The following is a 26,601-nucleotide window of genomic DNA, read 5'->3' on the forward strand; positions in this document are numbered from 1 at the left end:
GCCTCCTTGTGGGTGTCGGGTGGGAGGGTCAGGCGCCGGGGTCGGCGTCTTCGGTGCGGTAGAGGCCGAGGGAGCGCATGACCGGCTCGTCGCTGTAGGAGAACAGGACGGCGTCCGCGGAGGCCGAGGTGTTGACGTGCCGGTAGGAGGCCCAGCCGGGGACGGCGAAGGTGTCGTGCTCGGACCATTCCAGCCGCTCGCCGTCGACGATCGTGGCGCCCTCGCCGCGGACGACGTTGAAGATGGTCGAGGCCGTGTGGCGTCGGCCGGCTCCCTCGAAGCCGGGGCGCAGCCGCTGGACGCGGCAGCCGATGGTGGGCATGACCGGGCCACCGGTCCAGGGGTTGGTGTACTCCAGGACGACGCCGTCGACGTCGCTGCCGTCGGCCGTGTCGGCGATGGCGTCCAGGGCGCGCTCCGTCTCCTGCCAGGTGTACCGGGTGACGGGGGAGTTGGGGCCGTCCTGGGTGAGCCAGGCGGGGGTGAGCCGGCCGTGCAGGAACTGGCGGCTGCCGGCGTCGTCGGGCTTGGTCACCGGCTGGAGCCGCTGCGGGTACTGCTCGTAGAAGCCGGCTTCCAGGGCGTTGACCAGGGGGTAGTCGAGTGCGTCGAGCCAGATCATCGGCGCGTCGCCCTCGTGGGTGTGGTCGTGCCAGTGCCAGCCGGGGGTGAGCAGCAGGTCGCCGGGGGCCATGAAGACCCGTTCACCGTTGACGGTGGTCCAGGCGCCGTCGCCTTCGAGGATGAAGCGGAAGGCGTTGGAGGTGTGCCGGTGGGCCTGTGCGGTCTCGCCGGGCAGGATGATCTGCAGGCCCGCGTAGAGGGTGTTGACCGTGGCCGGGGGGTCGGTGAGGCCGGGGTTGACGAGCATGAGGACCCGTCGTTCGGCCTCCTCCAGGGACAGGGTCTGGGAGAAGTGCAGGAGGTGCGGGCGGAGTTCGCGCCAGTTCCAGCGGTAGGGAACGGCGCGGCTCTTGGGCTGGGCGGGGAACAGGTTGCCGTAGAAGCGCCACAGCGGGGCGGCTCCCAGGCCCTCCAGGGCCTTGTAGGCGAGTTCGTCGGTTGTCATGGTGTCCTCCTACGCGAGCCGGATCACAGGGCGGGAGCAGGTGCGGGGGTGGTCCACACCCAGGAGATGTCGTCGAACGCCTCGGGACCGCGAGACGAGAGGAGCATGTTGCGCAGGGTGGCTCCCATGCCTTCCAGGTGGCAGATCTCTCCGAAGCGGCGGGCGTTGGTCTGGATGCGAGTCGCCCGTTCCCGACGCCGGTCCGCGTACGCGGCGAAGGCTTCGGCGGGGTCCGTGCTCCGGCCGAGGGCCTGGCCGAGTGCCACGGCGTCCTCCAGCGCCTGGCAGGCGCCCTGCGCGAGGTACTGGAGCATGGGGTGGGCGGCGTCTCCGAGAAGCGCGATCCGCCCGTGCACCCAGGTGCTGATCGGGGCGCGGTCGTACAGCGGCCAGCGACGGTCGCGGGAGACGAGCGGCAGCGCGTCGCGCACGGCCTCGCAGGCGCCGGCGAAGCGCTCCTCCAGCTCGGCCTCGGTGCCCCAGGCGTCGGAATCCGGCGTGTAGTGGTCGCTCTCGAACACGGCGACCTGGTTGTACAGCTCGCCGCGGCGTACGGGGTACTGCACCAGGTGCATGCGCGGCCCGGCCCACACCATGACCGCTTCCGAGGCGGCGTGCTGGGACATCCGGCCGGTCATCTTCCCGGTGGGCAGGGCGCCGCGGAAGGCGACGTAGCGCGAGCAGACCGGTTCCCCGTCACCGACCAGTACCTGGCGCAGGCGGGAGTGCAGTCCGTCCGCGGCGACGACCGCGTCGGCGGTCAGCCGAGCATGCCCCTCCGCGAAGTCCAGGTGTACGGCGGAACCGTCCTGTTCGGCCTCGGTGACGGTGTGTCCCGTGCGCAGCGTGACGGCGGGGTGCTCCTGACAGGCGGTCAGCAGTGCGGCGTGCAGGTCGGTGCGGTGGGTGACCAGGTACGGGTGCGCGAAACGGTCGGTGTAGGCCGAGCTGCGCAGATCGAGGGAGGTGACCTCGTCACCGGTCAGGGCGTCCATCATGACCAGCCGGGGCGGGGCTACGGCGGATGCCCGGACGGCCGGCAGTACGCCGAGTTCGTCGAGGGCGAGGGAGGCGTTCGGGGCGAGTTGCAGGCCGGCCCCGATCTCGCCGAAGCGGGCGGCCCGCTCCACGAGCGTCACACGATGGCCGGCGCGGGCGGTCGCCAGCGCGGCGGCCAGTCCGCCGATACCGCCTCCGACTACGGCGATGTGGAGTGGAGAGGTGAGGACGGGCATCTGGCCTCCAAAAGTCAGCTCGGGAGGACATCGGGAGCGGAGGCGGTCAGAACCCGTCCGATGGTCCGTACACCAATCATTGGCGTACGGAATATATTCCGAGAGTGTTTCCTCCGTGTCAATGGTTCGTGGGGAGACTCTCTCGGCCGCCGGTCGGCACGCGGCGGAGACGCTGTCCACCTCCAGGGCCGTGCCGGTGCGGGCGGTGATGTCCTCAACGGTGATCATTCACGTAACGGATGGAATCCATCCGTAACGTGAATGACGGTGGGGGTGGGCAGGGCCGCCCGGCAGGACGCATGCTCGGACGGGGCCCGTCGGTGCGCTCTCGCTCGACGTCTCTCTCCGACAGCCGGAGGTGATCATCGTCTCCGCGGTCGACCCTCCCGTACCGTCGGCCGGAGTCTCGCCGTGCTCGTTTTCCATGCCGTACCCGTCATCGCTCCCGCACGTGTTCCCCACGGCCCCGAGCCGGCCCCGTCAGCGCGCGGGAGCCGCCAGCGTCGACCGGCGTACGACCAGTTCGGGTTGCAGCACGACGTGGCGGTGTGTGTGCCCGCTTCCGTGGGCCGTGTCCTCGATGAGCAGTCGGCCGGCCTGCCGCCCCATGGCGGATGCCGGTCGTCGCACCGAGGTGAGCGGGACTACGGCCGACGCGGCGAACTCGATGTCGTCGTAACCCACCACAGCGATGTCGTCCGGCACCCTGAGGCCGGCCTCGTACAGGGCCTGCAGGACACCGAGGGCGAGCAGGTCGTTGGCGCAGAAGACGGCGGTGGGTCGCTCGGGCAGGCCGAGGACGCGGTGCCCGGCGTCCTTGCCGGCCGTCACGGTGAGGGTGTCGCAGGACAGTTCTCTCAGCGCGGTGGACGGCAGGCCGGACTCGCTGATCGCGGTGAGGGCGCCGCGACGGCGGTCCCTCACCTGCTGGAGGCGGTCGGGGCCGCTGACGTAGGCGAGGGAGCGGTGGCCCCGCTCGAGCAGGTGCCGTACCGCGGCCCGTCCGCCCGCCACGTCGTCGATGCCGACGGAGCATGCCGCGGGCTGGGGCGCGTACTGGTCGGCCACGACGAAGGGCACGGCGTTGCGGCGGAAGGCCGCGACGGTGCGTCCGACTCCTTCGCCGGAGGCCAGCACGGCACCGCGGACCTGGTGCGAAGTGATCAGCGACAGGTGGCGTGCCGCCTCTGCCGGATCGTGGGCGCCCGTGCAGACCATGACGCCGAGGTCCGCCTCGCGGGCGGCCTGTTCCACCCCGGAGGCGAGCGCGGTGAAGAACGGGTTCGCCATGTCGAGCACCATGACGGCGATCACCCGGGAGGCCCAGCCGCGCAACTGCCGGGCGCCCTCGGCCCGGACGTAGCCGAGGGAGTCGATCACTTCCAGGACGCGCGAGCGCGTTCCCTCGGACACGATCTCGGGCCGGTTGAGGACGTTGGAGACCGTACCGAGCGAGACGCCTGCCTCCCGCGCCACGTCCTTGATGCCGACCCGGGGACGTGGACGGCCGACAGGTCCGGCCACCGCCGTCGCTCCGCCGGAGCCACGTTCGCGGTGAGCTGGGGGAGTGGCGGTCGGTCGCCGGTCCACGGCCTAGCGTCCCTGCGGCGCGCCGGTGGTGGAGCGCACCACCAGACGGGGGGTCATCGTGGTCTGCATGGCTCTGTCCCTTCGGCTTTCGACGCGCTCGACGAGCATCCGGGCGGCGGCGGAGCCCATGGTGTGTCCCGCCTGGTCCACGCTGGTCAGCTGCACGGGGGCCAGGGCGGCGAGCGCGGTGTTGTTGTAGCCGACGAGCGACAGGTCCCGGGGGATGCGCAGGCCGAGTTCGTGCGCGGCGCGGTAGACGCCCAGTGCGGCGACGTCGGCACCGGTCATCACGGCGGTCGGCGGACGGTCGGCCGTCAGCAGTGTCATGCCCGCCTTGAAGCCGCCGTCGTCGGAGTAGGCGGTGTGGTGGACCCGCGCGAACCGGTCGAGTCCCTGCCGTTCCATCGCGTGCAGATAGCCCTCGCTCAGCACGGCCTCCGGTGTGCGCTTCCACTTGTTGGCCCGGGTGCCCGGGGCCGAGACCAGGGCGATGTCACGGTGGCCGAGCGAGACCAGGTGATCCACCACCAGACCGGCACCGAGGTCGTCGGCGTCGACGACCGAGTCGTAGGTGTCCGAGGCGTCGTGGTGCCCGATGACCACGGTCGGCGTCGAAGCGGCCGTGTCCAGCACCTCCGCGCGCGGTGTCCCCGGGGCGATGAGGATCAGTCCGTCCATTTGCCGGTCCACCAGGGAACGGATGGTCCTGGCCTGTTCCTCGGGGTCGAAGCCGGCCGCGCCGATCAGCACCGTGTAGTCGGTGTGGCGGAGTTCGTCCCGGATGCCGTCGAGGATGTCGGCGAAGAACGCGTTGCGGACGTTGTCCAGCAGTACACCGATGGTGTACGTCCGGCCGCGCATCCCTCGCGCCGCGGCGTGCGGGCGGTAGCCCAGGTCGTCGATGGCCGCCTGGACCTTCTCCCGCATGGCCTCGCTCACGCCGTAGGCATTGCGCATCACCTTGGAGACGGCGGCCGTGGACACCCCGGCGTGCCGGGCGACATCGGTGATGGTCACGCGCTTGTTCGGCTTGGCTGCGGAAGCCCCGTCCATGGTCCACGTCCCGAAGTGAGTAGTCGTAGGTATAACGGTCTACACGTTACTCCCCGCTATTCGTCAAGCCTTTGGTTCATCACGACGGTGTTACCCGCTTGTGTCTTGACGGTGGCGGGGCAGCGGTGCAGGGTGTTGCCCACTCGACGTGGAGAACGTTTTACACGCTCTGCCGGGTCGCTGCCCGCGTGCTGCCGGGCCCCGTACTTCGCCCCTGGCGCTGTTTCCCGCACCTCGCCCCGCTCGTCATGATCCTTGGGAGTCCTCCGTGCCCCTTCGTACCTCCCGCGCCCGTCGTGCGCGACTGAGCCTGCTCACCGCCGGCACCGCCTCGCTCGCGCTGCTCGCCACCGCGTGCGGCGGCAGCGGGGCCGGCGGCTCCTCCGCCGCCCCCGAGAACTTCGACTACCTGAGCGTCACCGAGAACACCACCGTGAAGACGGCGCTGACGACCATGTCCAAGGGCGAGTGCAAGGCCGCGAACGACGCCCTGCCGCTGAAGGTGGAGACCGTTCCGCAGGCGAGCCTGGACCAGAAGCTCCAGTTGCTGGCCGGCCAGGACGCGCTGCCGGTGCAGTTCGCGGCGGGCAACGCCCCGGCGCTCACCCAGCAGTTGGCCAAGTCCGGCAAGGTCGCCGACCTGGAGGCCAAGCTCAAGGAGCTGGGCGTTCTCGACCAGCTGGAGCCGGCCGCCGTCTCCACCATCAAGGCCCTGTACGGCGGAGAACTCCAGGTCCTGCCGTACGAGTACAACATCGAGGGCATCTTCTACAACAAGAAGGTCTTCGCGGACAACGGGATCAAGGTGCCGGGCACCTGGGCGGAGCTGGTGTCGGCCGCGGCGAAGCTGGAGGCGAAGGGCGTCCAGCCGTTCTCCGCATCCGGTCAGCAGGGCTGGCCGCTCACCCGTCTCATCAGCGGCTACCTCTACCGCAGCCTCGGACTCGACGCCCTGCAGAAGGTGGCGGACGGCAAGGCGAAGCTCACCGACCCGGAGTACGTGAAGGCCGCCGAGGAGGTCGCGGCCCTCGGCAAGAAGGGCTACTTCGGCAAGGGCGTCGGCTCCATCGACTACGACACGGCGATGAACCAGTTCCTCACCGGCAAGGCCGCCATGTTCTACATGGGCAGCTGGGCACTGGCGAACATCTCCGACGACAAGCAGAACAAGATCGGGGCGGAGAACACCGGCTTCATGCCCTTCCCGGCCGTCACCGGCGGCAAGGGCTCCGTCGACCAGTACCCGTCCAACGTCGGCCTGGGTATCACCTTCGCCTCGAAGTCCTTCGACAAGAAGACCGGCGACTGGGTGTCCTGCATCGCGAAGAACTACGGCTCCACCGCTCTGAAGGACCACGGCTCCATCTCCGGCTTCAAGGTGAACACCGAGGTCAAGGACGCCAACGAGGTCACCACCCAGGTGCGGGACACCATCAGCGCCTCGAAGCAGAACGTGCTGTGGTTCGAGGCCCTGTTCAGCACCAAGGCGACCACCGTCAGCCAGCAGAACGCGGCGGGTCTGGTCAGCGGCAGCACGAGCCCCGAGCAGTTCATGCAGACCGTTCAGGACGCGCTGGCCGCCCAGTGACCGGCCGGGGACGGCCCGCACGCCTGCCCGCCCCGCCGCGCGCGGGCCGTCCCCGTCCCTCCGAAGAAAGTGGACACCCACCCATGCACCGCGTACTCGGTGACCGCAGGGCCATCGCGCTCCTGCTCGGTCCCGCCCTCCTCGTCTATTCCCTGATCATGCTGGTCCCGATGGTGTGGTCACTCGGGTACTCCTTCACCAAGGGCAACACGATCAACGGCTTCACCGGAAACGGCGTCGCCAACTTCTCCCGCCTCCTGGACGACCCGGCCGTCCACGACGCCCTCTGGTTCACCCTCAAGTACGCCGTCGTCGTCACCGCCGGGCAGGTGGCCGCCGGGTATCTCCTGGCGCTCCTCTACGTCTTCTTCCTCAAACGCGCCTCGGCGCTCGTCCGTACCCTGGTGTTCTTCCCGGTCGTGCTGCCCACCGTCGCCGTCGGCCTGCTCTTCCAGAAGTTCTTCCAGGTCGCCCCGCAGACCGGCCCGGTCAACTCCCTTCTCAACGCCGTCGGCATCGAATCCGTCGACTTCTTCGGCAGCGCCGGCAGCGCCTTCTGGGTCCTGATCGCCATGGACATCTGGCGCTCCATGGGCTTCTACGCCGTACTCCTCTTCGCCGGCCTCGTCGACATCCCCGACGAGGTCCTGGAATCGGCCCGCCTCGACGGAGCCACGGGACTCAGGCTGGTCCGCCACATCGTGCTGCCGCTGTCCCTGCCGGTCCTGATGTCCTCGCTGATCTTCAGCATCAACGGCACCCTGAAGGTCTTCGACTCGATCGTCGCGTTGACCAACGGCGGCCCCGGCACGGGCACCACCCCGCTGACCCTGTACATGTTCCAGACGTCGTTCACCTACAGCGACTACGGCTACGGCAGCACCATCGCTCTGCTGCTGACCGTCGTGTGCCTGCTGGTGAGCCTGGTCGTCTACCGCGTCTCGCGGCGCGACCTCACGGAGGGCTGAGAGGCATGGCCACCATCGACACACCCGTGAAGACCTCCGCAGGCGGCTCCGGGCACGCGCCCGTGCGTGCCCCGCGGGCCCGGCGCGGCCGTCCGGGAAGCCGCCTCTGGGTCAAGGTCGTCGTCGCTCTCCTGCTGGTCGTCGAGGTCTACCCGATGATCTGGATGTTCCTCACCTCCCTGAAGTCCAACGACGACTACCTGAACAACTCCACCTGGAGCCTGCCCACCACCTGGGAGTGGGGCAACTACACCGAGGCGTGGACGACCGGCAACATCGGCCTCTACGTACAGAACAGCCTGCTCGCCGTCGTCCCCGCGCTCGCGCTGATGCTGCTGCTGGGCACCGCCGCCGGCTTCGCCCTGCAGGTCATGGTGTGGAAGGGCCGCAGCCTCACTCTGCTGGTCTTCCTCGCGGGCATGATGGTCCCGCCGCAGATGATCTTGCTGCCCCTGTTCACGGTGTACTTCCAGACCGGCCTGTCCGGCACCCTGTGGCCGCTGATCCTCACCTACACCGGCACGGGCCTGCCCCTGACCGTCTTCATGATGGCCACCTACTACCGCAGCGTCCCCCGCGAGCTGTTCGAGGCCGCCACCATCGACGGCGCCGGCATCCTGCGCGCCTTCTGGACCATCAGCCTCCCCCTGGTCCGCAACGCCCTGCTCACCGTCGGCCTGGTGCAGTTCTTCTTCATCTGGAACGACCTGCTCATCGCGCTGACCTTCACCAACAACCAGGACCTGCGCACCATCCAGGTCGGCCTGCTCAACTTCACCGGCGACTTCGGCGCCACCCAGTACGGCCCCCTCTTCGCGGCCATCTGCATCAACGTCTTCGGCACCCTCGTGATCTACCTCTTCCTCAACCAGAAGGTCATGAAGGGCCTCACCTCGGGAGCGTTGAAGGGCTGACCCGGTCCTCGCCCCGGCCTGCCGTCTCCCCGGCCCCCGGCTCCGGGGAGTTCGCCGCGCCCACCCGTCACGCTCCCGACTGTGACCACATGTGAAAGAAGGGTCGCCCCTTGCTCCCCCCTCAGCCCTCCCCGGTCAGCTTCGAACACCTGCCGGACGGACTCGGCATCGGAGTCGCCTCCCCCCGGCTGACCTGGACCTTGCCCGCAGGCACCGGCCGCCAGGTGTCGTACGAACTGGAACTCGAACGCCGTGGCGGCATCCGCCGCACCGGGCGCGTCGACAGCGCCGAGCAGGTCCTCGTGCCGTGGCCCGGCGACCCCCTGACATCCCGGGAACACGCCACCGTCCGCGTCCGCGTCTGGACCCCCGACGCCGCAGGCCCCTCGGAGTGGAGCACACCGGCAGCCGTCGAGGCCGGACTCCTCGACGCCGCCGACTGGCAGGCCGTACCCGTGGGCGCCGACTGGGACGAGGACCCCGAGGGCGAGCGCCGCCCCGCCCGCGTGCGCAAGGACTTCCGTCTCGACCGGCCCGTCGCCCGCGCACGCCTCTACGTCACCGCTCACGGCCTGTACGAGGTGGAGATCAACGGCCGCCGCGTCGGCGACGAGGCGCTCGCACCGGGTTGGACCGTCTATCCGCACCGGCTGCGGTACCGCACCCATGACGTCACCGCCCACCTCACCGAGGGCGCCAACACCGTCGGTGCCTGGCTCGGCGACGGCTGGTACCGCGGCAGGTACGGCTTCGACGGCGGCACCCGCAACATCTACGGCACCGACCAGTCCCTCATCGCCCAGCTGGAGGTGGAGTACGACGACGGCACCACGCAGGTCGTCGCCACCGACCGGACCTGGGAAGCGGCGCCCGGCCCGATCCTCACCAGCGGCCTGTACGAAGGGGAGACCTTCGACGCCCGCCTGCACGATCCCGCCTGGGCCACACCGTCTGCGGCCGGCACGGAGGACTGGACGCCGGTCCGCACGGGCGCACGAGACGCCGGCACCCTCGTCGCTCCTCTCGGACCGCCCGTGCGCTGCACCGAGGAGGTCACCCCGGTCACCGTCACCCGCACCGGCGACGGGCGTCACCTGCTCGACTTCGGGCAGAACCTCGTCGGCCGTCTCCGGGTCACCGTCGACGGACCGGCCGGTACCACCCTCACTCTGCGGCATGCCGAAGTCCTCCAGGACGGCGAGCTGGCCACTCGCCCCCTGCGCGAGGCGACGTCCGTCGACACCCTGATCCTCTCCGGCGCGGGACCACTGACCTGGGAGCCCCGTTTCACCCTGCACGGATTCCGCTACGCCGAGATCAGCGGCTGGCCGGGCGACCTGACGGCCGGGCAGGTGACCGCCCGCGTGTACCACACGGACATGCGCCGCACCGGATGGTTCGAGTGCAGCGATCCGCTCGTCAACCGCCTGCACGAGAACGTCGTGTGGAGCATGCGCGGCAACTTCGTCGACCTGCCCACCGACTGCCCCCAGCGCGACGAACGCCTCGGCTGGACCGGCGACATCCAGGTCTTCGCCCCGACGGCGAGTTTCCTCTACGACTGCGCCGGCCTGCTCGACTCCTGGCTCACCGACGTCGGTATCGAGCAGCTCCCGGACGGCACGATCCCGTGGTACGTCCCGGTCATCCCGGGCGAGCCGATGTGGACGCCGATCCACCCCGGTGCCGCATGGGGAGACGTCGCCACCCTCACTCCCTGGACGCTCTTCCAGCGCTTCGGCGACCTGGAACTCCTGCGCCGCCACTACCCCATGGCCAAAGCGTGGGTCGAGCTGGTCGAACGCCTCGCCGGTCCGACCCGCCTGTGGGACACCGGCGTCCAGTTGGGGGACTGGCTCGACCCGGCCGCCCCACCGGACGACCCGGCCGCAGGCCGTACCGACCGCTACCTGGTCGCCACCGCCTACTTCGCCCACTCCGTGCGACATCTCGCCCTGGCCGCAGAGGAGTTGGGGTTCGACGCGGACAGCGAACGGTACGCGGCAGTCGCCGCCGAGGCAGCCGACGCCTTCCGGCGACGGTACGTCCTGCCCTCGGCCCGCCTCACCAGCGACAGCGCCACCGCGTACGCGATCGCCCTCGCCTTCGACCTGCTCACGCCGGAACAGCGCCGACCGGCTGCCGACCGCCTCGCCGAGATCGTGCTCGCCGACGGCGCGCGCATCTCCACCGGCTTCGTCGGCACCCCGCTCATCTGCGACGCCCTCACCGACAACGGTCACCTCGACGTCGCCTACCGGCTGTTGCTGCAGACCGAGTGCCCCTCCTGGCTCTACACCGTGACCATGGGAGCGACCACGATCTGGGAGCGCTGGGACAGTCTGCGGCCCGACGGCACCCTCAACCCGGGCGGCATGACCAGCTTCAACCACTACGCGCTCGGGGCCGTTGCCGACTGGCTGCACCGGGTGGTCGGCGGTATCAGCGCCACCGCCCCGGGCTACCGCCGGCTTTCCTTCCGCCCCCGTCCGGGCGGCGGCATCAGCTGGGCCCGTGTCCGCCATGACACTCCCTACGGGACGGCCGCACTGTCCTGGGAGCTCACCGCCACCGGCATGACGGCCGACATCACGGTGCCGGAAGGCTGTACGGCCACAGTGGAACTCCCCGGCTGTGCACCCCTCGCCCTCGGGCCGGGCGACCACGTCCTGGACACCGCAGAACTCGGAGCGGCGGCCTGACCGTCTCCCATACGTGAAGAGGGACAGCCCGACGCATCACGCGATGCGTCGGGCTGCTATGTGTCTGCTATTTGTCTTGTGAATTCAGATCATCCAGGGCGTCGATGCCAGAGAATTCCATCGGTCCGTTCAATTGAAATTTCAGGGCGCCATTAAAATTCCAAGCAAGGAACCTGCTGGTCAGAGCCTATTTTAAAGAGGAGGTCCCGGAGGGTTGACCTTGCCTCGGAGGAGGCCATAGTTTCCAGCCTGCTGGGAAGAACTTCGTGGCTGAATACGGCCGTGGCGCCGAGAGCTCACCGTGGGACGCGGCGAGCACTCTGCCGCCGAGAAGTGAAAAAGGGAATGCGATCCCTCGCAGCTCCGCGACCACGCGGCTGCTCCCAGAGCCCCACCGAGCCGGGGCCGGCCGTGACCTGACCCCTCGGCCGGCCTCACCTCCCCCCAACCCGCGGCGGCGCGTCGTACTGCCGCCATCTCAGTCCGGAGAGCCGCTGTGAACCGACGAACGTTCCTATCCGCCGCAGCCTTCACGGCCCTGGCCGCAAGCATGGCCCCCGCGGTCACCGACCGAGCGGTCGCCGCGCCACGGACCGTGGCGCAGGACCGGGCCGCCGAACTGCTCGCCCGCATGACGGCCGGCGAGAAAGAGGCCCTCATACGCTGCGACTTCGCAGCCGTGGCCCACCTCGGCATCCCCGCCCTCACCATGGTCGACGCCTCCGCGGGGCTGCGCGGCGAGACGGGCGTCACGGCCTTCCCCGTACCCGTGGCCCAGGCAGCCACCTTCGACGAGGCGCTCGCCGGCCGGATCGGGAAGGCCATCGGCACCGAGGGCCGGGCCAAGGGGTACAACAACGCCCTCGGCCCCACCATCGACCTGACCCGCACCTGGCACTTCGGCCGTCAGGCCGAGGCCATGGGCGAGGACCCGGTGCTCGCCGGACGGCTGGGCGCCGCCCTCACCGTGGCGATCCAGTCCCAGCACATGGCGGCCACCCTCAAGCACTTCGCCGCCTACACCCAGGAAGTCAACCGCTTCTTCATCGACACAAAGGTGTCCGACCGCGCGCTCCACGAGTACTACCAGGCGCCCTTCCGCCGCGTGATCGCCGCCGCCCCCGCCACCTCGGTGATGATGGCGTACCCGAAGATCAACGGCACGTTCGCGACACGGCACACCGGCCTGTTCGACGACCTGAAGAAGAGCATGGGCCTCCAGGGCTACACCGTGCCCGACTTCTGGGCCGGGGACGACCAGGTCGCCGCCGCCCGGGCCGGCATGGACCTCGCCGGACTCGGCCCCGGCGGTGTCCAGATCCCGGCGGGTTCCCTCACCGGCGGCGCGATACCGGCCGCTCGGCTCGACGACGCCGCCCGGCGCGTCCTCGTCACCATGTTCGCGAACGGCCTCTTCGACCACCCCGCCCCCGCCCCAGCGGCCAACGTCAGCACCCAGGCGCACAAGGACCTCGCGCACGAAGCGGCCGTCGCCTCCACGGTGCTCCTCGCCAACCGTGCCGCGGCCCTGCCGCTCACCAGCGCGGTGAAGTCGCTCGCCGTCATCGGCCCGGCCGGGTCCGACACCTTCACCGGCGTGTCCGGCTCCACCTACGTCGACCCCGGGATCTGGACCACCCCGCTCGACGCGATCCGGGCCCGCGCCGGAAGCTCCGTCAAGGTCACCCACGCCCAGGGAACCAAGGGCGACCTCCCCCTCACCACGGTCCCCTCCACCGTCCTGCGCACCCCCACCGGGGCGGCCGGACTGAGGGCGAGCTACTACGCCGGTGCCGACGGCACCGGCACACCGGTCACGACCCGCACCGACACCACCGTCGACTTCACCACCGCCCCCGTCGAGGGCATGCCACAGGTGTGGTCGGCCAAGTGGACCGGCACGCTGACGCCGACCACCACCGGCCTGCACCGCTTCTCCCTGCTGCCGTCCGGGACGACCTCGCTGAAGATCGACGGTCGGACGGTCGTCTCCGGCACCCGCCAGATGGCGCGCTTCTTCCTCGGCCCCTACGACTACCCGCTCCAGGGCACCGCCGAACTGACCGCCGGACGCGCCGTCACCGTGGAGATCACCTACAACAACGCCACCGCCGAACCCGGAACGTGCGGCCTGACCTTCGGCTGGCAACCCGAGTCCCTCATCCCCGCCGCCGTGACAGCGGCCCGCACGGCCGACGCCGCCGTCGTCTTCGTCAACCGCGTCGCCGGCGAGGGCATGGACCACGACGGATACGCACTGCCCGGAGACCAGGACCAGCTCATCACCGCCGTCGCCGCCGCAAACCCCCGCACGATCGTCGTCCTCAACACCGACGGCCCGGTCGCCACCCCCTGGCTGAACGACGTGGAGGCCGTCGTGCAGGCGTGGTACGCGGGCCACGGTGCCGGCACCGCCATCGCCGCCGTCCTCTTCGGCGACAGCGACCCGGCCGGCCGCCTCCCGGTGACCTTCCCCACCGACGCCACCCAGGGCCCCGGCACCACCCCCGCCACCTACCCGGGCACGAACGGCACCGTCTCCTACGACGAGGGCATCGCCGTCGGCTACCGCTTCCACGACGCCAGGAAGCAGGAACCCCGCTTCCCCTTCGGCCACGGCCTGTCCTACACGACCTTCGCGCACGGCTCCCTGGAAGCCACCTACGACAAGGCCGCCCAGCAGGTCATCGTCGAGGTCACCGTGACCAACACCGGACGGCGCGAGGGCACAGAGGTCCTCCAGGTCTACGCCACGCTTCCCGCCTCGGCGGCGGCGGAGCCTCGCCGCCTGGTCGCGTTCCAGAAGGTCACCCTCCCCGCGGCCGGCTCCAAGCGGCTGAGCCTGACGATCCCGGTCCAGGACCTCAGCGTGTGGTCGTCGGGAGCGATGACGCTCACCCCGGGTGCTTACACCTTCGCCACAGCACGGTCGTCCCGCGTCATCACCGCGCAGCGTTCCCTCACGCTCGGCTGACCACCGTCAGACCTCCCGAGTCGTCGGCGGCTCGTGTGACCGCTGCGCGGTCGAGTGAACGTCACACGAGCCGCCACCGGCCGACCCAGCCCTGACACCCCACGCCTCGCTCCAGCCGACCTCACTACTCCTTCCCGCCCGGAGTCCGTCCGTGACACGCACCTCACACCTGCTCGGCCTCGCCATCAGCCTGGCGCTCACAGCCACCACGACGACCGGATGCGGCCCGTTCGGCACCGAACAGGACGGGCCGGTCGAGTTGTCCGTCAGGGCAAGCGCCACCGACAAGTCCGCGATGGACGCTGTCGTCGCCGAGTTCCACCGCCTCACCCCTGACACACACGTCACGGTCGACTACTCCGACGCCGGCGACCTCCAGCAGGAACTCCCGGGCGAGCTCCGCGCGGGTGATGGCCCCGACGTGTTCACCGTCTGGCCCGGCAACGGCAACCCCGCCTCCGTCACCGCGCTGGAGCACGACGACCTGCTGGAGAACCTGAGCCTTCGCCGCTTCAACCTCACGATGCCCATAGGCGTCAAACCGGTCACTGACGTGAACGGCAGCACGTTCGCGGTGCCCGTGACCTTCAGCGGCATCGGAACAGTCTTCTCCACGGGTGCGCTGGACGCCATCGGAGGAGCACCTCCCCGGACCTGGACAGAACTCCTGACCCTCTGCGACAAGGCCCGCGACCACGGCAAGGTCCTCCTCGCCCTGGGCAACGCCACCCCCTGGGTCACCCAACTCGTCACCTACGCCCTGGTCGCGACAACCGTCTACGCCGACGAACCGGACTTCGACAGCGACATGGAACTCGGCAAGGAAACATTCGCCAACTCCGGCTGGCGACCCGCCCTGCGTAAATACATGGAGATGGACGAGCGCGGCTGCTTCAACGCCGACCCACTGGACACCACGTACGAGGAAACGCTCGACCAGGTGGCCACGGGCCGGGCCGTGGGAGTCGTCCAGGTCGCGAGCGTACTGTCCGAGCTACGTGCCGCCGCTCCCGGCCTGACACTGCGCATGACCGCACTGCCCGCCACAGATGACCCCGACGACACACGGATGCCGGGTGCCGTATCGGCCGCCTATGGCCTCAACCCCGACACTCCACACCGCAAGGAGGCCCTCGCTTTCATCGACTTCCTGGGATCCGCTCGCGGACAGAACCTGTACAACCGCTCCGGCGCCACCCTGCCCGCCATCCCGAACGCCTCCTTCACCGTCGACCCCGCGATCAGGGAGGTCGCAGAGCGGCAGAAGTCCGGAACCACCGTTCCTTTCATGGATCAACGCTGGCCGAACTCCGCTGTTCAGCAAACACATTTTGCCCAGGTCGAAGCGCTCTTCTCCGGGACCACGGACATTGGAGGGGCCTTGGCCGCTCTCGACAAGGCTTATCGAGAGCGACGTTGACGCAGGCCCGAGAAGTGCATCCGTGAGGGCCAGTGAGCGGATATCGTCCAGACCTCGTCGCGACTCCACTCATTCCGGTTCGGCTTCCGATGAAATGTCGTGCCCGGCCATCACGACCAGCGCCCAGCCGTTCTTGTGCTTGAACGGAGTGACAGCCCCCCGCTGTACGCACGAGTCGATCGCCGCGGCGCCGAGCACGCACCGAGGCAAGGTTGAAGAGCGCGACCTGGATCACCGACTTCTACAAGATCAAACGGCGCCACAGCGCCGCCGGCGGGCTGCCGCCCGTCACGTTCGAGAACACCATCCGAGAAGCGTGTGGCTGCGACGCACACCGCGCGGGGTGGGGGGTCGAGCTTGTACCCCTATAAACCCGACCTGCCACGTCTGGCGCAGAAGCGGTTCCCTGGAAGCGCGCCTCGGTCACGACACCACCGACCGTCGCGCCTTTTCCCCGCCGATCGAATATGAGGTCCACCGAAATGGAACGTCGCAAAGCGCTCGGACTGATCGCCGCCACCGGCGCCGCCGCCGCCACCTCCTTCACGGCTCTGCCCGCCTTCGGTGCGGAGACCGGCCGCGCCGCGGGCACCGCAGGACAGGGCAGGGCCACGGCCAGGGGCGGCTACACCTTCGCGCTGGACAAGAACGTCAAGCGGACCCCGGTGCGGTTCAAGAACCGCTACGGCATCGAGGTCGCCGCGGACCTCTACGTGCCGAAGAATGCCAGGGGCAAACTGCCCGCCCTGGTGGTCAGCGGCCCGTACGGCGCGGTCAAGGAACAGTCCTCGGGGCTCTACGCCAACGAGTTCGCCCGCCGCGGCTACGTCGCCCTCGCCTTCGACCCCTCCTTCACCGGGGAGAGCGGCGGCGCGGTGCGCGACGTGGGCTCGCCCGACATCTTCACCGAGGACTACAGCGCCGCCGTCGACTTCCTCGGCCTGCAGAAGATCGTCGACCGCGAGCGGATCGGCGCGCAGGCCATCTGTGGCCTCAGCGGCATGGCGCTCACCGCGGCGGCCGCGGACAGCCGTATCAAGGCGGTCGCCACGGCCTCGATGTACGACATGTCGCGCAGCATGTCCCGCGGGTACAGGGACAGCTACACGCACGAACAGCGCCAGAAGGTCGTGGACTACCTCAGCCGACAGCGCTGGATCGACGCCGAGAACGGCACCTTCGCGCGGGGATCCCACGAGGTGCCCTTCGACGAGAACGGCAACGTCGCCCCCTCAAACCTCATCCTGCCCAAGACCCTCCCGGCGGACGCCGACCCGGTCACGAAGAGCTTCTTCGACTACTACCGGACCGAACGCGGCTACCACCCGCGCTCGATCAACTCCACCACCGCATGGACCGCGACCACGCCGATGTCGTTCTTCGCCTTCCCGCTGACGGCGAACATCGACATGCTGGCGCCCCGCAAGGCCCTCCTGGTGGCCGGCGCCGACGCGCACTCCCGCTACTACTCCGAGGACGTCCACGCGAAGGCCCCCGGCACCGTCGACCTCGTGATCGTCCCGGGCGCGGACCACGTCGACCTGTACGACCGCAAGCACCTCATCCCCTTCGACAAGCTCGACGAGTTCTTCACCGAGAACCTCGCCTGACCGGAAGCCCCCCGACAGGCCGGTACCGCCACCGGCCTGTCGGGGAGCACCCCACGGCGGAAGCGGCCTCTCGGGAATGGTCGGGACGGTCATCCCGCGGAGCTCCCCGATGCCATCGTGGTCAGCAACGGATTGCCTGCCTCGCGCACAGACTCGGTGGACCCGAACTAGGCAAGGGTCACGAACCGAACGAGGACGAGTCGTCCGGGTTGTCGTTCTCCACCTGATCGGCATGGGCGTAGCCGTCGGTATGTACAAGACCCTCGTCCTCGCCCCGTCGCCGACCCACAGGCCCCGGACGTCCCTGCGGCCGTCCGTCGACGCCCACGGCGAGGTAGACCGGCTTGGAGACGACCGATCCGTGGCGCATCCTGCTCCACAGCGCGTCGATGTAGATGATCGGCCAGATGGCGCCCAGCGGGCGGCGCTGCCAGGTGGCGAGCTCGTCGGCGATCGTGTCGGTCAACCTGCTGACAGGTTCGACGAGACCTCCACGCCGTACACTTCGGCCAGATGTGATCGGATGTCCCGCACTCCCGTTGCGGTTGTTGCCCGAGCCTCGGCCGGCCGGATCCTGCCTCTCATGGCCCTCGTCCGTCAGTTCTGCGCGGACCGACAGCGGATGCGACCGACCAGGTGGAGAACAAGGCAATGCGTATACGAGAACGAGACCCACGCCTCTCCAGCGTGCGAGTCGATGACTGCTTGCGTCCGCGCGCGCGGCTTCGGTTCGTCGTCCACGTGTTGGTATTGGGCCCGCTCTTGCTGAGCGCGACCGGGTTCGCGGTGACGAGTCTGCTGCCGGAGATCGCGGGGAGCCCGCACGTTGGTGTGGTAGAGGCAGGGGCGCCGAGTGCGGTCCTCGCGTTCAGTCAGGATCGTCTCGCGAAGGCCCTCACCGGGGGAGAGGTTGCGCACGGGGCGTTCTTCGTCGTCGGCCCCAACCCGGCCGTTTTGGCGACCCAACGCACACTGCGTCGAATCGGGGTGTCACGGGCCCGTATCCATCACGAGCGACTCACGATGCAGCAAACGCGCCGACGGCGTCCACCGATTTGACCCCGGCTCTTCAGCGGAATTGGCCGATCTGACGCCCCGACAGCAGAAAGGTGCCGCCGACCTGCAAGGGCGCGAGTGTCTAGATCGAATCCGGCGCAGGAGTCAAGGCACCTTGCTGGTGAGTGAGCGTACAGGGTGGGACCGCGGTCTGTCTGTGACGGCCGACGGGAAAGAGTAGGTCGGGCATGCCGGGGCGGTGCTGTTGCGCAGGCTCGCCGACTGCGTCGGCCTCACCGACGCGCTGGCGGGAGTGCTGCCATCGGGCACGACCTCGTGGTGGCAGGACCGGGCCACCGCGCTCGACGGCCTCGTCGTCGCGATCACGCTCGGCGCCACGAATCTGCTGGAGGCCGAGCAACTCCAGCTCCACCACGGCCCCCTGTTCGGACCGGCAGTGTCGGACTCCACGCTGCACCGGCTGCTGTCCACGACGAACGAGACGAGGCGCGCACAGATCGCGAAGGTACGACAGCGGGTGCGTCGCCACGTCTGGACGCTGCTGCACCTGCGGCCCGGCGGCTTCCCGTATCTGACCGTCGCGGGGCGGCATCTGAAGGGCTGCATCGTGCTCGACATGGCCGCGACGAGCCCGGTGACGGCCTCGTCACCGCCGGCCTCGCCCTCATCGAGAAAGATGTGCGCCGCGACAACGTCGCGGCCTTCGTCACCGCCGCATTGCACAACCCCGAGCTGAGCCGCACGATCGTCGAACTCACCGACGGCGCCACCCCCGTCGCCGACGCCGTCGCCGCGGTCGCAGCCGCAGTCGGCCCCCGTGCCTGACCCACCGCAGTCACCGAGCTGCTGAACCGCAGTCCGCGCTCGCGCACACCAACACCCTGCGCGTAGGGAGGTCGCTCGCCGAACCGGCCCGGGCCAAGAAACTGTCCGATTCAGGACCGCGTGGCTGACCCTGGTCAGATGACGTTGACGGAGTCGAGGAGAAGGGCGGCGAGTTCGGTATCCCCAGTGACGGTCACATCGTGGTCGCGCCATGATGACCGCTGGGTGCCCCAGTCGGGGAAGGTCAGTGCGGGGGCGGTGACGTGCGCGGCGACCGGGCCGTTGGACGGGGCCCGCACGCCTGCCTCGTCGATCCACCATGTTCCGCCGCCGGGGCCGGCGAGTGTCAGGGCGACACGGGTCTCGAGCCCGGTGACCGGCGCCTGCGCGATCTGATTGCTCAGCACGGCGAGCATCCACTGCAGCACAGCCCGCATCCGGTCGGCGTCGGTGGCCGGCGCGGGTCGGCCGAGTGCCGGCGCCATGTCGTGGCGCAGGTGCGTGTGGTGGTCGAAGACGAGGACGCCGCCGATCATCAACCCCAGGGGGTAGCACCCGAGTTCGACGAGCGGGATACGCAGCCGGGCAGCGGGGGTGCGTCGGACGAGGTCGAGGAGCGTGGTCGCTCGGCGGGTGGCGCGCGTGTACTCGGCCATGACCTGTGCCCGACTCCAGCCGCGTCGCCGGTCGACAGGGCCTTCGTTGAGTCGTTCGAGGCTGGTTGCGTGCAGTGCCTCTCGGGAGGGGGCAGTGTAGAAGTTCCGTGCTGTCGCGCCGATGTGGGCGACGACATCGGCGATGCGCCATCCCGCCGCGGCGCTGGGGGCCGCCCATTCGTTGTCGCTGAGGCTGCCGGTGAAGTCGAGCATCTCGGTGCGCTCGGCGCGCAGGGCGTCGACGAGGTTGTGCAGGTCCGCTGGGGGGAGGCGATCGGTCATGCCGTTCTCTTCTCTCAAATGCGGGTGCGGGGGTGAGCGGAGCTACGCGTGCATGGCGCGTCGTGCCATCCAGCCCATCCCCCGGACGACCAGGCGCCGCGGCAGGAACCTCCCGGCGAGGGCGAGGCGGCGGCCGTTGGTGATGACCGACGGCGGTGCGGAGCGCCGGTCGAGGGTGCCGAGGGCCGTCCGTACGACGTGGTCGACGCTGGCCCGTTTCGATCCGTAGTCGGCCGACTGGCTGCCGGCGGCGTCGTAGAACTCGGTCTGCACCGCACCGGGGCACACGGCCAGCACGTGCAGACCCGTGCCGCGGGTCTCCTCCCACAGTGATTCCGTGAAGCTGAGAACGAATGCCTTGGTGGCGCCGTAGACGCTCAGGTACGGGGTCGGCTGGAAACCGAGGAGGCTCGCGACGTTGATCAGGATGCCGTTGTCTGCGGAGGCCAGCGGGTCGATGTAGGCGCGGCTGAGGTCGACGAGGGCGGCGACGTTCAGCGCGATCATGCTCTGCAGGCGCTCGGGGTCCTCATTGCGGAAGGCGTCGTGGGTGCCGAAGCCCGCGTTGTTGACCAGTCCGGTGGCGTGGATGCCGCGGGATTCGAGCTGGGCGCGCAGGGCGCGGCCGGCGTCGGGCAAGCCGAGGTCGCGGGCGATGACGGTCACCGTGACTCCATGCGTGCGGGTGAGTTCGTCGGCCAGGCTCTGCAGTCGGTCCGCCCGGCGCGCGACGAGCACGAGGTTCGCGCCGCGGCGGGCCAACTGCTGTGCGAACTCCGCCCCGAGGCCGGAGCTGGCGCCGGTGACGATGACGGTGTGCCGACGATAGTCGATCCTTCTCATGGCATACACCTTAGGCATGATTTTGCACTGAGTGCAAAGTATTGCGTCGAGTGAATCCTTGTACCATCGGTGCATGGCCCAGAAACAGACGTCCATCCGTGAGCAGACCCGCTCCGTGGTCCGCTCCCTGCTCGCTCGGACCGCGATCGAACTGTTCGCCACCCACGGGTACGACAACACGACGCTCGATCAGGTGGCCGCCGCGGCAGGTGTCTCCCGGCGGACTCTGTTCAACTACTTCCCCAGCAAGGAAGACCTCGCGCTCGGCGGCCTCTCCGAGCAGGGCGAGGTGATCGCCGAGCGGTTCGCGCAGCGCCCGGCCGACGAGGACTGCTGGGCCTCGCTGCGCGCGGCGTTCCAAGCGATCGAGGAGATCGAGGCCACCCCCGAGCACCGGCTCGAGATCGTCACCCTGCTGTTCGGCAACGAGTCGCTGCGCGCCGGCCACGCCGAGAAGCAGGCTCGCTGGCAAGACCTGCTCGCACCACTGATCGAGCCGCGCTTGCCCGACTCCGACCACCGCGCCCTCCGGGCGCGCGCGATCGCGGCCGCGGCGATCACCTGCCTGCAGGCAGCGAACGAGGAGTGGGCGCGCCTCGGCGGGCGGGCCGACCTGTTCGACCTCTACGACACGGCTGTACAGGCCATCCGCCGGCCCGCCTGACGGAATTCGCGTCGGCGGGCCTGGGCCATCAGGGCAGGTCCCTGTCGCCGGTGGGTTCTGCTTCCTTGAGTCGGGTCGCCGCCCAGCTGGCGAGGAGCTTGAGCCGGTCCTCGTCGGGAGTGCCCGGCTCGGCCGTGTAGATGGTCAGAGAGTGTGCCTCGCGGGGGGAAATGGTCAGGTCCAACGGCTGGTAGACGAGTTTGAGAGGCCCGGCGTCAGGGTGCTGGAACTGTTTGATCCCACCGTGGTGGATGCGTACGTCGTGGGCGGCCCAACGGGTGCGGAACTCGGGGCTCGTCGTGGACAGCTCACCGATCAGTTCGCGCAGCGCATTGTCGTACGGATAGCGCCCGGCCTCGGCGCGCAGCAGAGCGACGGTGGCGCTGAGGGCGCCGTCCCAGTCGGCGACGAAGTCGGGTGCGCCGCGGTCGAGGAACCAGTACCGGGCGAAGTTCGGCCGACCGCGTGCGTCCGTGGTTTCACTTTCGAACAGTGGCGAGAACAGGGCGCGGGCGAGTGCGTTGGCGGCGACAATGTCCAGGCGGCCGTTGGTGACGAACGCCGCGGACAGGGTCATGGAGTCGAGCAGCCACTGGACGCGGGGCGGGATGTCGACGGCCTTGCGGCGGCGAGGCGTCCGGCTGGGCGGCTGTGCGGCCCTGGCCAGGTCGAACAGATAGATGCGTTCGTCCTCGTCCAGCTGCAGCGCGCGGGCGACCGCGTCGAGGACGTCTTCGGACACGCCGGCGATGTGGCCCTTCTCCAGCCGCGTGTACCACTCGGTGCTCACGCCGGCGAGGACGGCGACCTCCTCGCGCCGCAGCCCCGGAACCCGGCGCCGCCCGCTGGTGGGCAGCCCGGCCTGCTCCGGTGTGATCTTGGCGCGCCGGGTGGCGAGGAAGTCACGGATGTCGGCGCGGTTGTCCGGGAGGCGTTCCATGCCTTCCACGCTACGGCCCCCCACCCCGGGGAGGGGGGTCGAGCTTGTACCCCCCACAAATGCAGCCTCCCGCATGCACGGGAGAGACGGTTTCGTGGGAGACGTTCCCCTTCTCGATCCACCACGGAGACGCTGTATGACCACGCGAGGAGCAACCCTCCACGCCCCCACCGATGCCCGCGCCGGTGAGCTTGAGCGTCCACCCGTCCGGCTTCCCCTCGTCGTGTACGTGCTCTCCCTGGGCACGTTCTTGATGGGCACCACGGAGTTCGTGGTGGCGGGTCTGCTTCCGGAGATATCGGCTGACCTGCAGGTCAGCGTTGCGCAGGCCGGCCTGCTGATCACCGTCTTCGCGGTCGGCATGATCGTCGGCGCGCCGCTGATGGCGATGCTGACACTGCGGTTGCCTCAGCGGTGGACTCTGCTCCTGGCCCTGGGCATCTTCGCCGTCGGGCACGTCGTCGTGGCCGTCGGCTCCAGTTTCGGACTGTTGCTGGCCGCGCGGTTCCTGACCGCTTTGGCGACAGGGGCGTTCTGGGCGGTGGCCAACGTGGTGGCCACACACGCCGCCGGTCCCGCTGCGAGCTCCCGCGCGCTGGGCGTCGTGGGCGCCGGTGCGATGCTGGCCAATGTCGTCGGTGTACCGCTGGGTGCGTTCGCCGGGCAGCTGATGGGGTGGCGGGGGCCGTTCTGGGCGCTCGCAGCGCTGGGAGCCGCCGCCATGGTGCTCATCGCCCGGCAGGTTCCCCGCGATGCCGGCGGGGACCAGGCCGTCTCGGTCCGTTCCGAGCTGTCAGCTCTGCGCTCGGGGCGCCTTTGGCTCGCTCTGGTGGCCTGCGTGACCACCACCGGCGGCGTACTGTCGACGTACACCTACATCTCGCCGCTGCTGACCGACCGGGCGGGCTTGGCCGCCGGTCTGGTGCCGCTGATTCTGGTCGGTTTCGGTGTCGGTGCCCTGGCAGGCTTCCTGGTGGGAGGCCGCCTCGGGGACCGGCGTCCGTACCTGACGACGATCGTGGCCCCCGCGGTGACCACCGTCCTGCTGCTGGCGCTCTGCCTGCTGTCCGGACACGCCGCGCCCACGGTGGTGCTGGTCGCCCTGCTGGGGCTGTTCGGTCTCGGCGCCAACCCGGTGCTGATCTCCCTGGCCGTTCGCTTCGCCGGCAAGGCCCCCACCCTGGGGTCCGCCCTGACCGTGTCAGCGTTCAACCTCGGCACCGCCATCGGCTCCTTTGCCGCCGGCCGTGCCCTCGACTCCGCTCTGGGGGCCACGGGCCCGGCCGCCGTCGGCACCGCCGTCGCCGCGCTGACCCTGATCCCCACCATCGTCATCGCGCTGACCCGACGCCGCCGTCCCGCGTCCTCGTCCGCCTGATTACCGGCGGCGCCGACAGCGCCCCCCTCTCGGGCTGGTTACGCCCTTTCAGCGGGCTCGGCGGCGTAAGGCCCCGTACCCGAGGAAGCCGCGGGATGCCTGTGCCTTCCTGTACACGAACCGGCGCCACAAGCGCCAGCACACAGAACGAGGAGAATCCACCATGCGTGGAGTAGTGATGTACACCGCCGGCGACGTCCGGGTGGAGGACCGCGAGGATCCGAAGATCATCGAGCCCACCGACGCCATCGTGAAGCTGACCGCGACCTGCATCTGCGGCTCGGACCTGTGGCCGTACCGCGGCATCGAGCCCGCCGACCATCAGGTCATGGGGCACGAGTACGTGGGTGTCGTGGAGGAGGTCGGCTCCGCGGTGAAGAACGTCAAGGTCGGCGACTTCGTCGTCGGGTCGTTCGTCATCTCCGACAACACCTGTGAGATCTGCCAGGCCGGCTTCCAGTCCAAGTGCGTGCACGCCGAGTTCGTCGCGCAGACGATCGGCACCCAGGCCGAGAAGGCCCGCGTTCCGCACGCCGACGGCACCCTCGTCGCCACTCCGGGGCAGCCCGACCCGGAGCTGATCCCCTCCCTGCTGGCCGCCTCCGACGTGCTCGGCACCGGCTGGTACGCCGCCGTCGCGGCCGAGGCCGGGCCCGGCAAGACCGTCGCGGTCGTCGGCGACGGTGCGGTCGGCCTGATGGCGATCCTGGCCGCCAAGCAGCTCGGCGCGGAACGGATCATCGCCATGTCCCGTCACCCCGAGCGGCAGAAGCTGGCCCGCTTCTACGGCGCCACGGACATCGTCGAGGAGCGCGGCGACGAAGGTGTCGCGAAGATCAAGGAGCTGACGAACGGGCTCGGCGCGCACTCGGTGGTCGAGGCGGTCGGCACCCAGGAGTCCTTCATGCAGGCCGTCGGCGCCACCCGCGGCGGCGGGCACCTGGGCTACGTGGGCGTGAACTACGACGTCCAGATCCCCGGCATCGAGCTGTTCTTCGCCGGCATCCACACCCTCGGCGGCCCGGCCCCGGTACGCCGCTTCCTGCCCGACCTGGCCCAGCTCATCTGGGACCGCAAGATCGACCCCGGGAAGGTCTTCGACCTCACCCTGCCGCTGGAGCAGGCCCCCGAGGGCTACAAGGCGATGGACGAGCGACGGGCCACCAAGGTGCTCCTCACCTTCTGATCTGCAGATGTTCCTCCTCTCGGCCCCTCCAATCACCGCAGCGGACGGGGGGCTGAGGAGACCTCGTCCCCTAGAGCGTGTCTCTTTGACCGGTTAGTCAGTTGATCGGACGTGTCTGTCCGGTTAATGATCACTGATGCGATGTGGGGTCGGATCGAGCCGCTGATCCCGCCCGATCCGATCCGTGGACGGCGGTGGGCTGACCACCGCCGCACCCTTGAGGCCATCGCGTGGAAGTACCGCACCTGCTCACCCTGGCGCGACCTCCCCATCGAACTCGGGTCTTTTCGGACCGCTCACAAACGCCTAATCAGGTGGGCCGTGGACGGTACTTGGGAACGCATCTTGACAGCAGTCCTAACTGCGGCGGATGCGGATGACGAGGTCGGCTGGACGGTATCGGTGGACTCCACCGTCTGCCGGGCTCACCAGCATTCGGCCGGAGCGAGGAAAGGTGGGGCGCCCGGCCGGCCGGAGCCCGAGGATCACGCGCTCGGACGCTCCCGCGCCGGCCTTCGAGGTGGTCATGGCCAGGATCCGGATCCCGCGCCCCGGACTCGGGAGGGCGAGAACCCGCCCGGTGACTGTCCTGGCGGATCGCGCGCACTCGTCCCGCGCAATCCGTGCATACCTTCGGAGTCGAGGCATCCGGGCCGTCATTCCGCAGCCCGCCGACCAGATCGGTCACCGCCTGCGGCGCGGCCGCGCCGCAGGCCGCCCACCCGGCTTCGACGCCGAGAAGTACAAGGAGCGCAATGCCGTCGAGCGGTGCATCGCCCGACTCAAGCAGTGGCGCGGCCTGGCCCTGCGGACGGACAAACTCGCCATCGCCTACCAGGCCGCACTCCACGTCGCGTCCACCTTGATCTGGGTCCGGTGCTGAGCAGGTGGCTGGACCCGGATGTTCGGATCCTCAGTTACTGAGGGCCAGCCTGATACCGAAGACCCCGATGACGGTGCCGGTGATCCGGTCGAGCAGACGGCGAGCCTGGGGCTTGCGAAGCCACCCCTGCAGGACGCGGGCGAAGCCGATGAGGACGGCGGACCAGAGCAGACCGATCAAGATGTGCACCGTAGTGAGCAGGAGGCCCATGGTGAAGTGGCCGGCGCCTGGGGGGATGAACTGAGGCAGGACGGCGACGTAGAAGGCACCCATCTTCGGGTTCAGGAGGTTGGTGAGCGTCCCCTGCCGCCAACCGCCGCTGAGCGAGTCCGCGTCGGCGGCCGGAGCAGCATCGTCCGTGTCTGCCATGGGCAGCCCGCGGAAGGTGTCCCGGAGCATGCGGAACCCCATCCAGAGCAGGTAAGCGGCACCGATCCAGCGCAACGTGGTGTAAGCGAGATGGGAGGCCGTGAGAAGCGCGGTCACTCCGAGGGAGGTGAACGCCCCCCACACCAGAGTGCCGGTCTGGATTCCGAGGACGACGCCCCAGGCTCTCCTGCGCCGGCCGAGGGCCGAGGTACGCAAGATCAGCGCCGTGTCGAGTCCGGGAGTCAGAGTGAGAAGCCCTACAACTAGGGCGAAGGACCACAGGGCGGAGCTTATTGCCATGGAATGCCAGCCTACCTCGCCAGACCGCCTGCCTTACTGACGGGCCCGGTGGATCTTGCGCTGGTTTGCTTCCTCTCCAAGGAGACACGACCTAGACGGACCGTCCCGGGCCGTTGCGCGGCGTGCAGCGTGGGT

Annotated in this window: 20 protein-coding genes and 1 pseudogene; 12 read left to right on the forward strand and 9 right to left on the reverse strand. The window is 69.5% G+C overall.

The features are described 5' to 3' along the window. Nucleotides 1-28 precede the first annotated feature (28 nt). The 4 genes from ACFIF2_RS04385 to ACFIF2_RS04400 all read right to left on the reverse strand — a co-directional run bounded on the left by ACFIF2_RS04385 (nt 29) and on the right by ACFIF2_RS04400 (nt 4,947). On the reverse strand, nt 29-1,069 hold the full coding sequence (locus tag ACFIF2_RS04385) for a cupin domain-containing protein (RefSeq protein WP_395571133.1): 1,041 nt from the start codon (nt 1,067-1,069) through the stop codon (nt 29-31). 23 nt (nt 1,070-1,092) lie between these two features. Beyond that, complete coding sequence (locus ACFIF2_RS04390; protein WP_395571134.1) at nt 1,093-2,304, reverse strand: FAD-dependent monooxygenase; 1,212 nt, start codon at nt 2,302-2,304, stop codon at nt 1,093-1,095. Nucleotides 2,305-2,784: 480 nt separating this feature from the next. Continuing rightward, nucleotides 2,785-3,828 carry a LacI family DNA-binding transcriptional regulator gene (locus tag ACFIF2_RS04395; RefSeq protein ID WP_395571135.1) on the reverse strand — a complete coding sequence of 348 codons (1,044 nt, stop codon included), beginning with the start codon at nt 3,826-3,828 and terminating at the stop codon, nt 2,785-2,787. A 69-nt stretch (nt 3,829-3,897) separates the two neighbouring features. Continuing rightward, complete coding sequence (locus ACFIF2_RS04400; protein WP_395571136.1) at nt 3,898-4,947, reverse strand: LacI family DNA-binding transcriptional regulator; 1,050 nt, start codon at nt 4,945-4,947, stop codon at nt 3,898-3,900. Between the two features lie 268 nt (nt 4,948-5,215). Here ACFIF2_RS04400 and ACFIF2_RS04405 point away from each other — a divergent pair, with 268 nt between their 5' ends. The 7 genes from ACFIF2_RS04405 (at nt 5,216) to ACFIF2_RS04435 (ending at nt 17,123) form a co-directional block, all read left to right on the forward strand. Next, a complete protein-coding gene (locus ACFIF2_RS04405) occupies nt 5,216-6,535 on the forward strand; it encodes an ABC transporter substrate-binding protein (protein WP_395571137.1) in 1,320 nt (439 codons plus the stop codon). 83 nt (nt 6,536-6,618) lie between these two features. Then, nucleotides 6,619-7,503 carry a carbohydrate ABC transporter permease gene (locus ACFIF2_RS04410; RefSeq protein ID WP_395571138.1) on the forward strand — a complete coding sequence of 295 codons (885 nt, stop codon included), beginning with the start codon at nt 6,619-6,621 and terminating at the stop codon, nt 7,501-7,503. 5 nt (nt 7,504-7,508) lie between these two features. Then, on the forward strand, nt 7,509-8,417 hold the full coding sequence (locus ACFIF2_RS04415; RefSeq protein ID WP_395571139.1) for a carbohydrate ABC transporter permease: 909 nt from the start codon (nt 7,509-7,511) through the stop codon (nt 8,415-8,417). Between the two features lie 110 nt (nt 8,418-8,527). Beyond that, nucleotides 8,528-11,119, forward strand: a complete 2,592-nt coding sequence (locus ACFIF2_RS04420) for a family 78 glycoside hydrolase catalytic domain (RefSeq protein ID WP_395571140.1) — start codon at nt 8,528-8,530, stop codon at nt 11,117-11,119. A gap of 496 nt (nt 11,120-11,615) precedes the next feature. Beyond that, on the forward strand, nt 11,616-14,093 hold the full coding sequence (locus tag ACFIF2_RS04425; protein ID WP_395571141.1) for a beta-glucosidase: 2,478 nt from the start codon (nt 11,616-11,618) through the stop codon (nt 14,091-14,093). A 151-nt stretch (nt 14,094-14,244) separates the two neighbouring features. Next, nucleotides 14,245-15,513, forward strand: coding sequence for an ABC transporter substrate-binding protein (locus ACFIF2_RS04430; RefSeq protein ID WP_395571142.1), 1,269 nt, complete (start codon nt 14,245-14,247; stop codon nt 15,511-15,513). A gap of 482 nt (nt 15,514-15,995) precedes the next feature. Further along, a complete protein-coding gene (locus tag ACFIF2_RS04435; RefSeq protein WP_395571143.1) occupies nt 15,996-17,123 on the forward strand; it encodes an alpha/beta hydrolase in 1,128 nt (375 codons plus the stop codon). 178 nt (nt 17,124-17,301) lie between these two features. On the opposite strand, the gene ACFIF2_RS04440 is transcribed toward ACFIF2_RS04435, so the two are convergent. Further along, nucleotides 17,302-17,589, reverse strand: a complete 288-nt coding sequence (locus ACFIF2_RS04440; protein WP_395571144.1) for a transposase — start codon at nt 17,587-17,589, stop codon at nt 17,302-17,304. A 789-nt stretch (nt 17,590-18,378) separates the two neighbouring features. On the opposite strand from ACFIF2_RS04440, the gene ACFIF2_RS04445 reads away from it, so the two are divergent. After that, nucleotides 18,379-18,876, forward strand: a complete 498-nt coding sequence (locus tag ACFIF2_RS04445; RefSeq protein WP_395571145.1) for a hypothetical protein — start codon at nt 18,379-18,381, stop codon at nt 18,874-18,876. Between the two features lie 223 nt (nt 18,877-19,099). On the opposite strand, the gene ACFIF2_RS04450 is transcribed toward ACFIF2_RS04445, so the two are convergent. Both ACFIF2_RS04450 and ACFIF2_RS04455 read right to left on the reverse strand, forming a co-directional pair. Then, on the reverse strand, nt 19,100-19,903 hold the full coding sequence (locus tag ACFIF2_RS04450; RefSeq protein WP_395571146.1) for a maleylpyruvate isomerase N-terminal domain-containing protein: 804 nt from the start codon (nt 19,901-19,903) through the stop codon (nt 19,100-19,102). Nucleotides 19,904-19,945: 42 nt separating this feature from the next. Then, complete coding sequence (locus tag ACFIF2_RS04455; RefSeq protein WP_395571147.1) at nt 19,946-20,746, reverse strand: SDR family NAD(P)-dependent oxidoreductase; 801 nt, start codon at nt 20,744-20,746, stop codon at nt 19,946-19,948. Between the two features lie 73 nt (nt 20,747-20,819). On the opposite strand from ACFIF2_RS04455, the gene ACFIF2_RS04460 reads away from it, so the two are divergent. Continuing rightward, nucleotides 20,820-21,410 (forward strand): TetR family transcriptional regulator, encoded by a 591-nt coding sequence (locus tag ACFIF2_RS04460; protein WP_395571148.1) that lies wholly within the window; start codon nt 20,820-20,822, stop codon nt 21,408-21,410. A gap of 28 nt (nt 21,411-21,438) precedes the next feature. Here the strand turns inward: ACFIF2_RS04460 and ACFIF2_RS04465 are convergent, their stop codons facing one another. Continuing rightward, a complete protein-coding gene (locus tag ACFIF2_RS04465; protein WP_395571149.1) occupies nt 21,439-22,350 on the reverse strand; it encodes a helix-turn-helix domain-containing protein in 912 nt (303 codons plus the stop codon). 136 nt (nt 22,351-22,486) lie between these two features. Here ACFIF2_RS04465 and ACFIF2_RS04470 point away from each other — a divergent pair, with 136 nt between their 5' ends. The 3 genes and pseudogenes from ACFIF2_RS04470 to ACFIF2_RS04480 all read left to right on the forward strand — a co-directional run bounded on the left by ACFIF2_RS04470 (nt 22,487) and on the right by ACFIF2_RS04480 (nt 25,797). Next, on the forward strand, nt 22,487-23,728 hold the full coding sequence (locus ACFIF2_RS04470; RefSeq protein WP_395571150.1) for an MFS transporter: 1,242 nt from the start codon (nt 22,487-22,489) through the stop codon (nt 23,726-23,728). Nucleotides 23,729-23,891: 163 nt separating this feature from the next. Beyond that, nucleotides 23,892-24,914 (forward strand): zinc-dependent alcohol dehydrogenase family protein, encoded by a 1,023-nt coding sequence (locus ACFIF2_RS04475; RefSeq protein WP_395571151.1) that lies wholly within the window; start codon nt 23,892-23,894, stop codon nt 24,912-24,914. Nucleotides 24,915-25,040: 126 nt separating this feature from the next. After that, nucleotides 25,041-25,797, forward strand: a pseudogene (locus tag ACFIF2_RS04480) (IS5 family transposase). Nucleotides 25,798-25,827: 30 nt separating this feature from the next. Here the strand turns inward: ACFIF2_RS04480 and ACFIF2_RS04485 are convergent. Further along, a complete protein-coding gene (locus ACFIF2_RS04485; RefSeq protein ID WP_395571152.1) occupies nt 25,828-26,466 on the reverse strand; it encodes a LysE family translocator in 639 nt (212 codons plus the stop codon). Nucleotides 26,467-26,601 lie beyond the last annotated feature (135 nt).

It is taken from the genome of Streptomyces sp. BK79 (assembly GCF_044142145.1).
Lineage (GTDB): Bacteria > Actinomycetota > Actinomycetes > Streptomycetales > Streptomycetaceae > Streptomyces.

Bases quoted from the DNA above. Each gene is read 5' to 3' on its own strand.
- ACFIF2_RS04415 (WP_395571139.1), top strand. From the start codon at position 7,509: ATGGCCACCATCGACACACCCGTGAAGACCTCCGCAGGCGGCTCCGGG.
- ACFIF2_RS04410 (WP_395571138.1), top strand. From the start codon at position 6,619: ATGCACCGCGTACTCGGTGACCGCAGGGCCATCGCGCTCCTGCTCGGT.
- ACFIF2_RS04385 (WP_395571133.1), bottom strand. From the start codon at position 1,069: ATGACAACCGACGAACTCGCCTACAAGGCCCTGGAGGGCCTGGGAGCC.
- ACFIF2_RS04475 (WP_395571151.1), top strand. From the start codon at position 23,892: ATGCGTGGAGTAGTGATGTACACCGCCGGCGACGTCCGGGTGGAGGAC.
- ACFIF2_RS04435 (WP_395571143.1), top strand. From the start codon at position 15,996: ATGGAACGTCGCAAAGCGCTCGGACTGATCGCCGCCACCGGCGCCGCC.
- ACFIF2_RS04485 (WP_395571152.1), bottom strand. From the start codon at position 26,466: ATGGCAATAAGCTCCGCCCTGTGGTCCTTCGCCCTAGTTGTAGGGCTT.
- ACFIF2_RS04400 (WP_395571136.1), bottom strand. From the start codon at position 4,947: ATGGACGGGGCTTCCGCAGCCAAGCCGAACAAGCGCGTGACCATCACC.
- ACFIF2_RS04465 (WP_395571149.1), bottom strand. From the start codon at position 22,350: ATGGAACGCCTCCCGGACAACCGCGCCGACATCCGTGACTTCCTCGCC.
- ACFIF2_RS04455 (WP_395571147.1), bottom strand. From the start codon at position 20,746: ATGAGAAGGATCGACTATCGTCGGCACACCGTCATCGTCACCGGCGCC.
- ACFIF2_RS04390 (WP_395571134.1), bottom strand. From the start codon at position 2,304: ATGCCCGTCCTCACCTCTCCACTCCACATCGCCGTAGTCGGAGGCGGT.
- ACFIF2_RS04450 (WP_395571146.1), bottom strand. From the start codon at position 19,903: ATGACCGATCGCCTCCCCCCAGCGGACCTGCACAACCTCGTCGACGCC.
- ACFIF2_RS04470 (WP_395571150.1), top strand. From the start codon at position 22,487: ATGACCACGCGAGGAGCAACCCTCCACGCCCCCACCGATGCCCGCGCC.
- ACFIF2_RS04460 (WP_395571148.1), top strand. From the start codon at position 20,820: ATGGCCCAGAAACAGACGTCCATCCGTGAGCAGACCCGCTCCGTGGTC.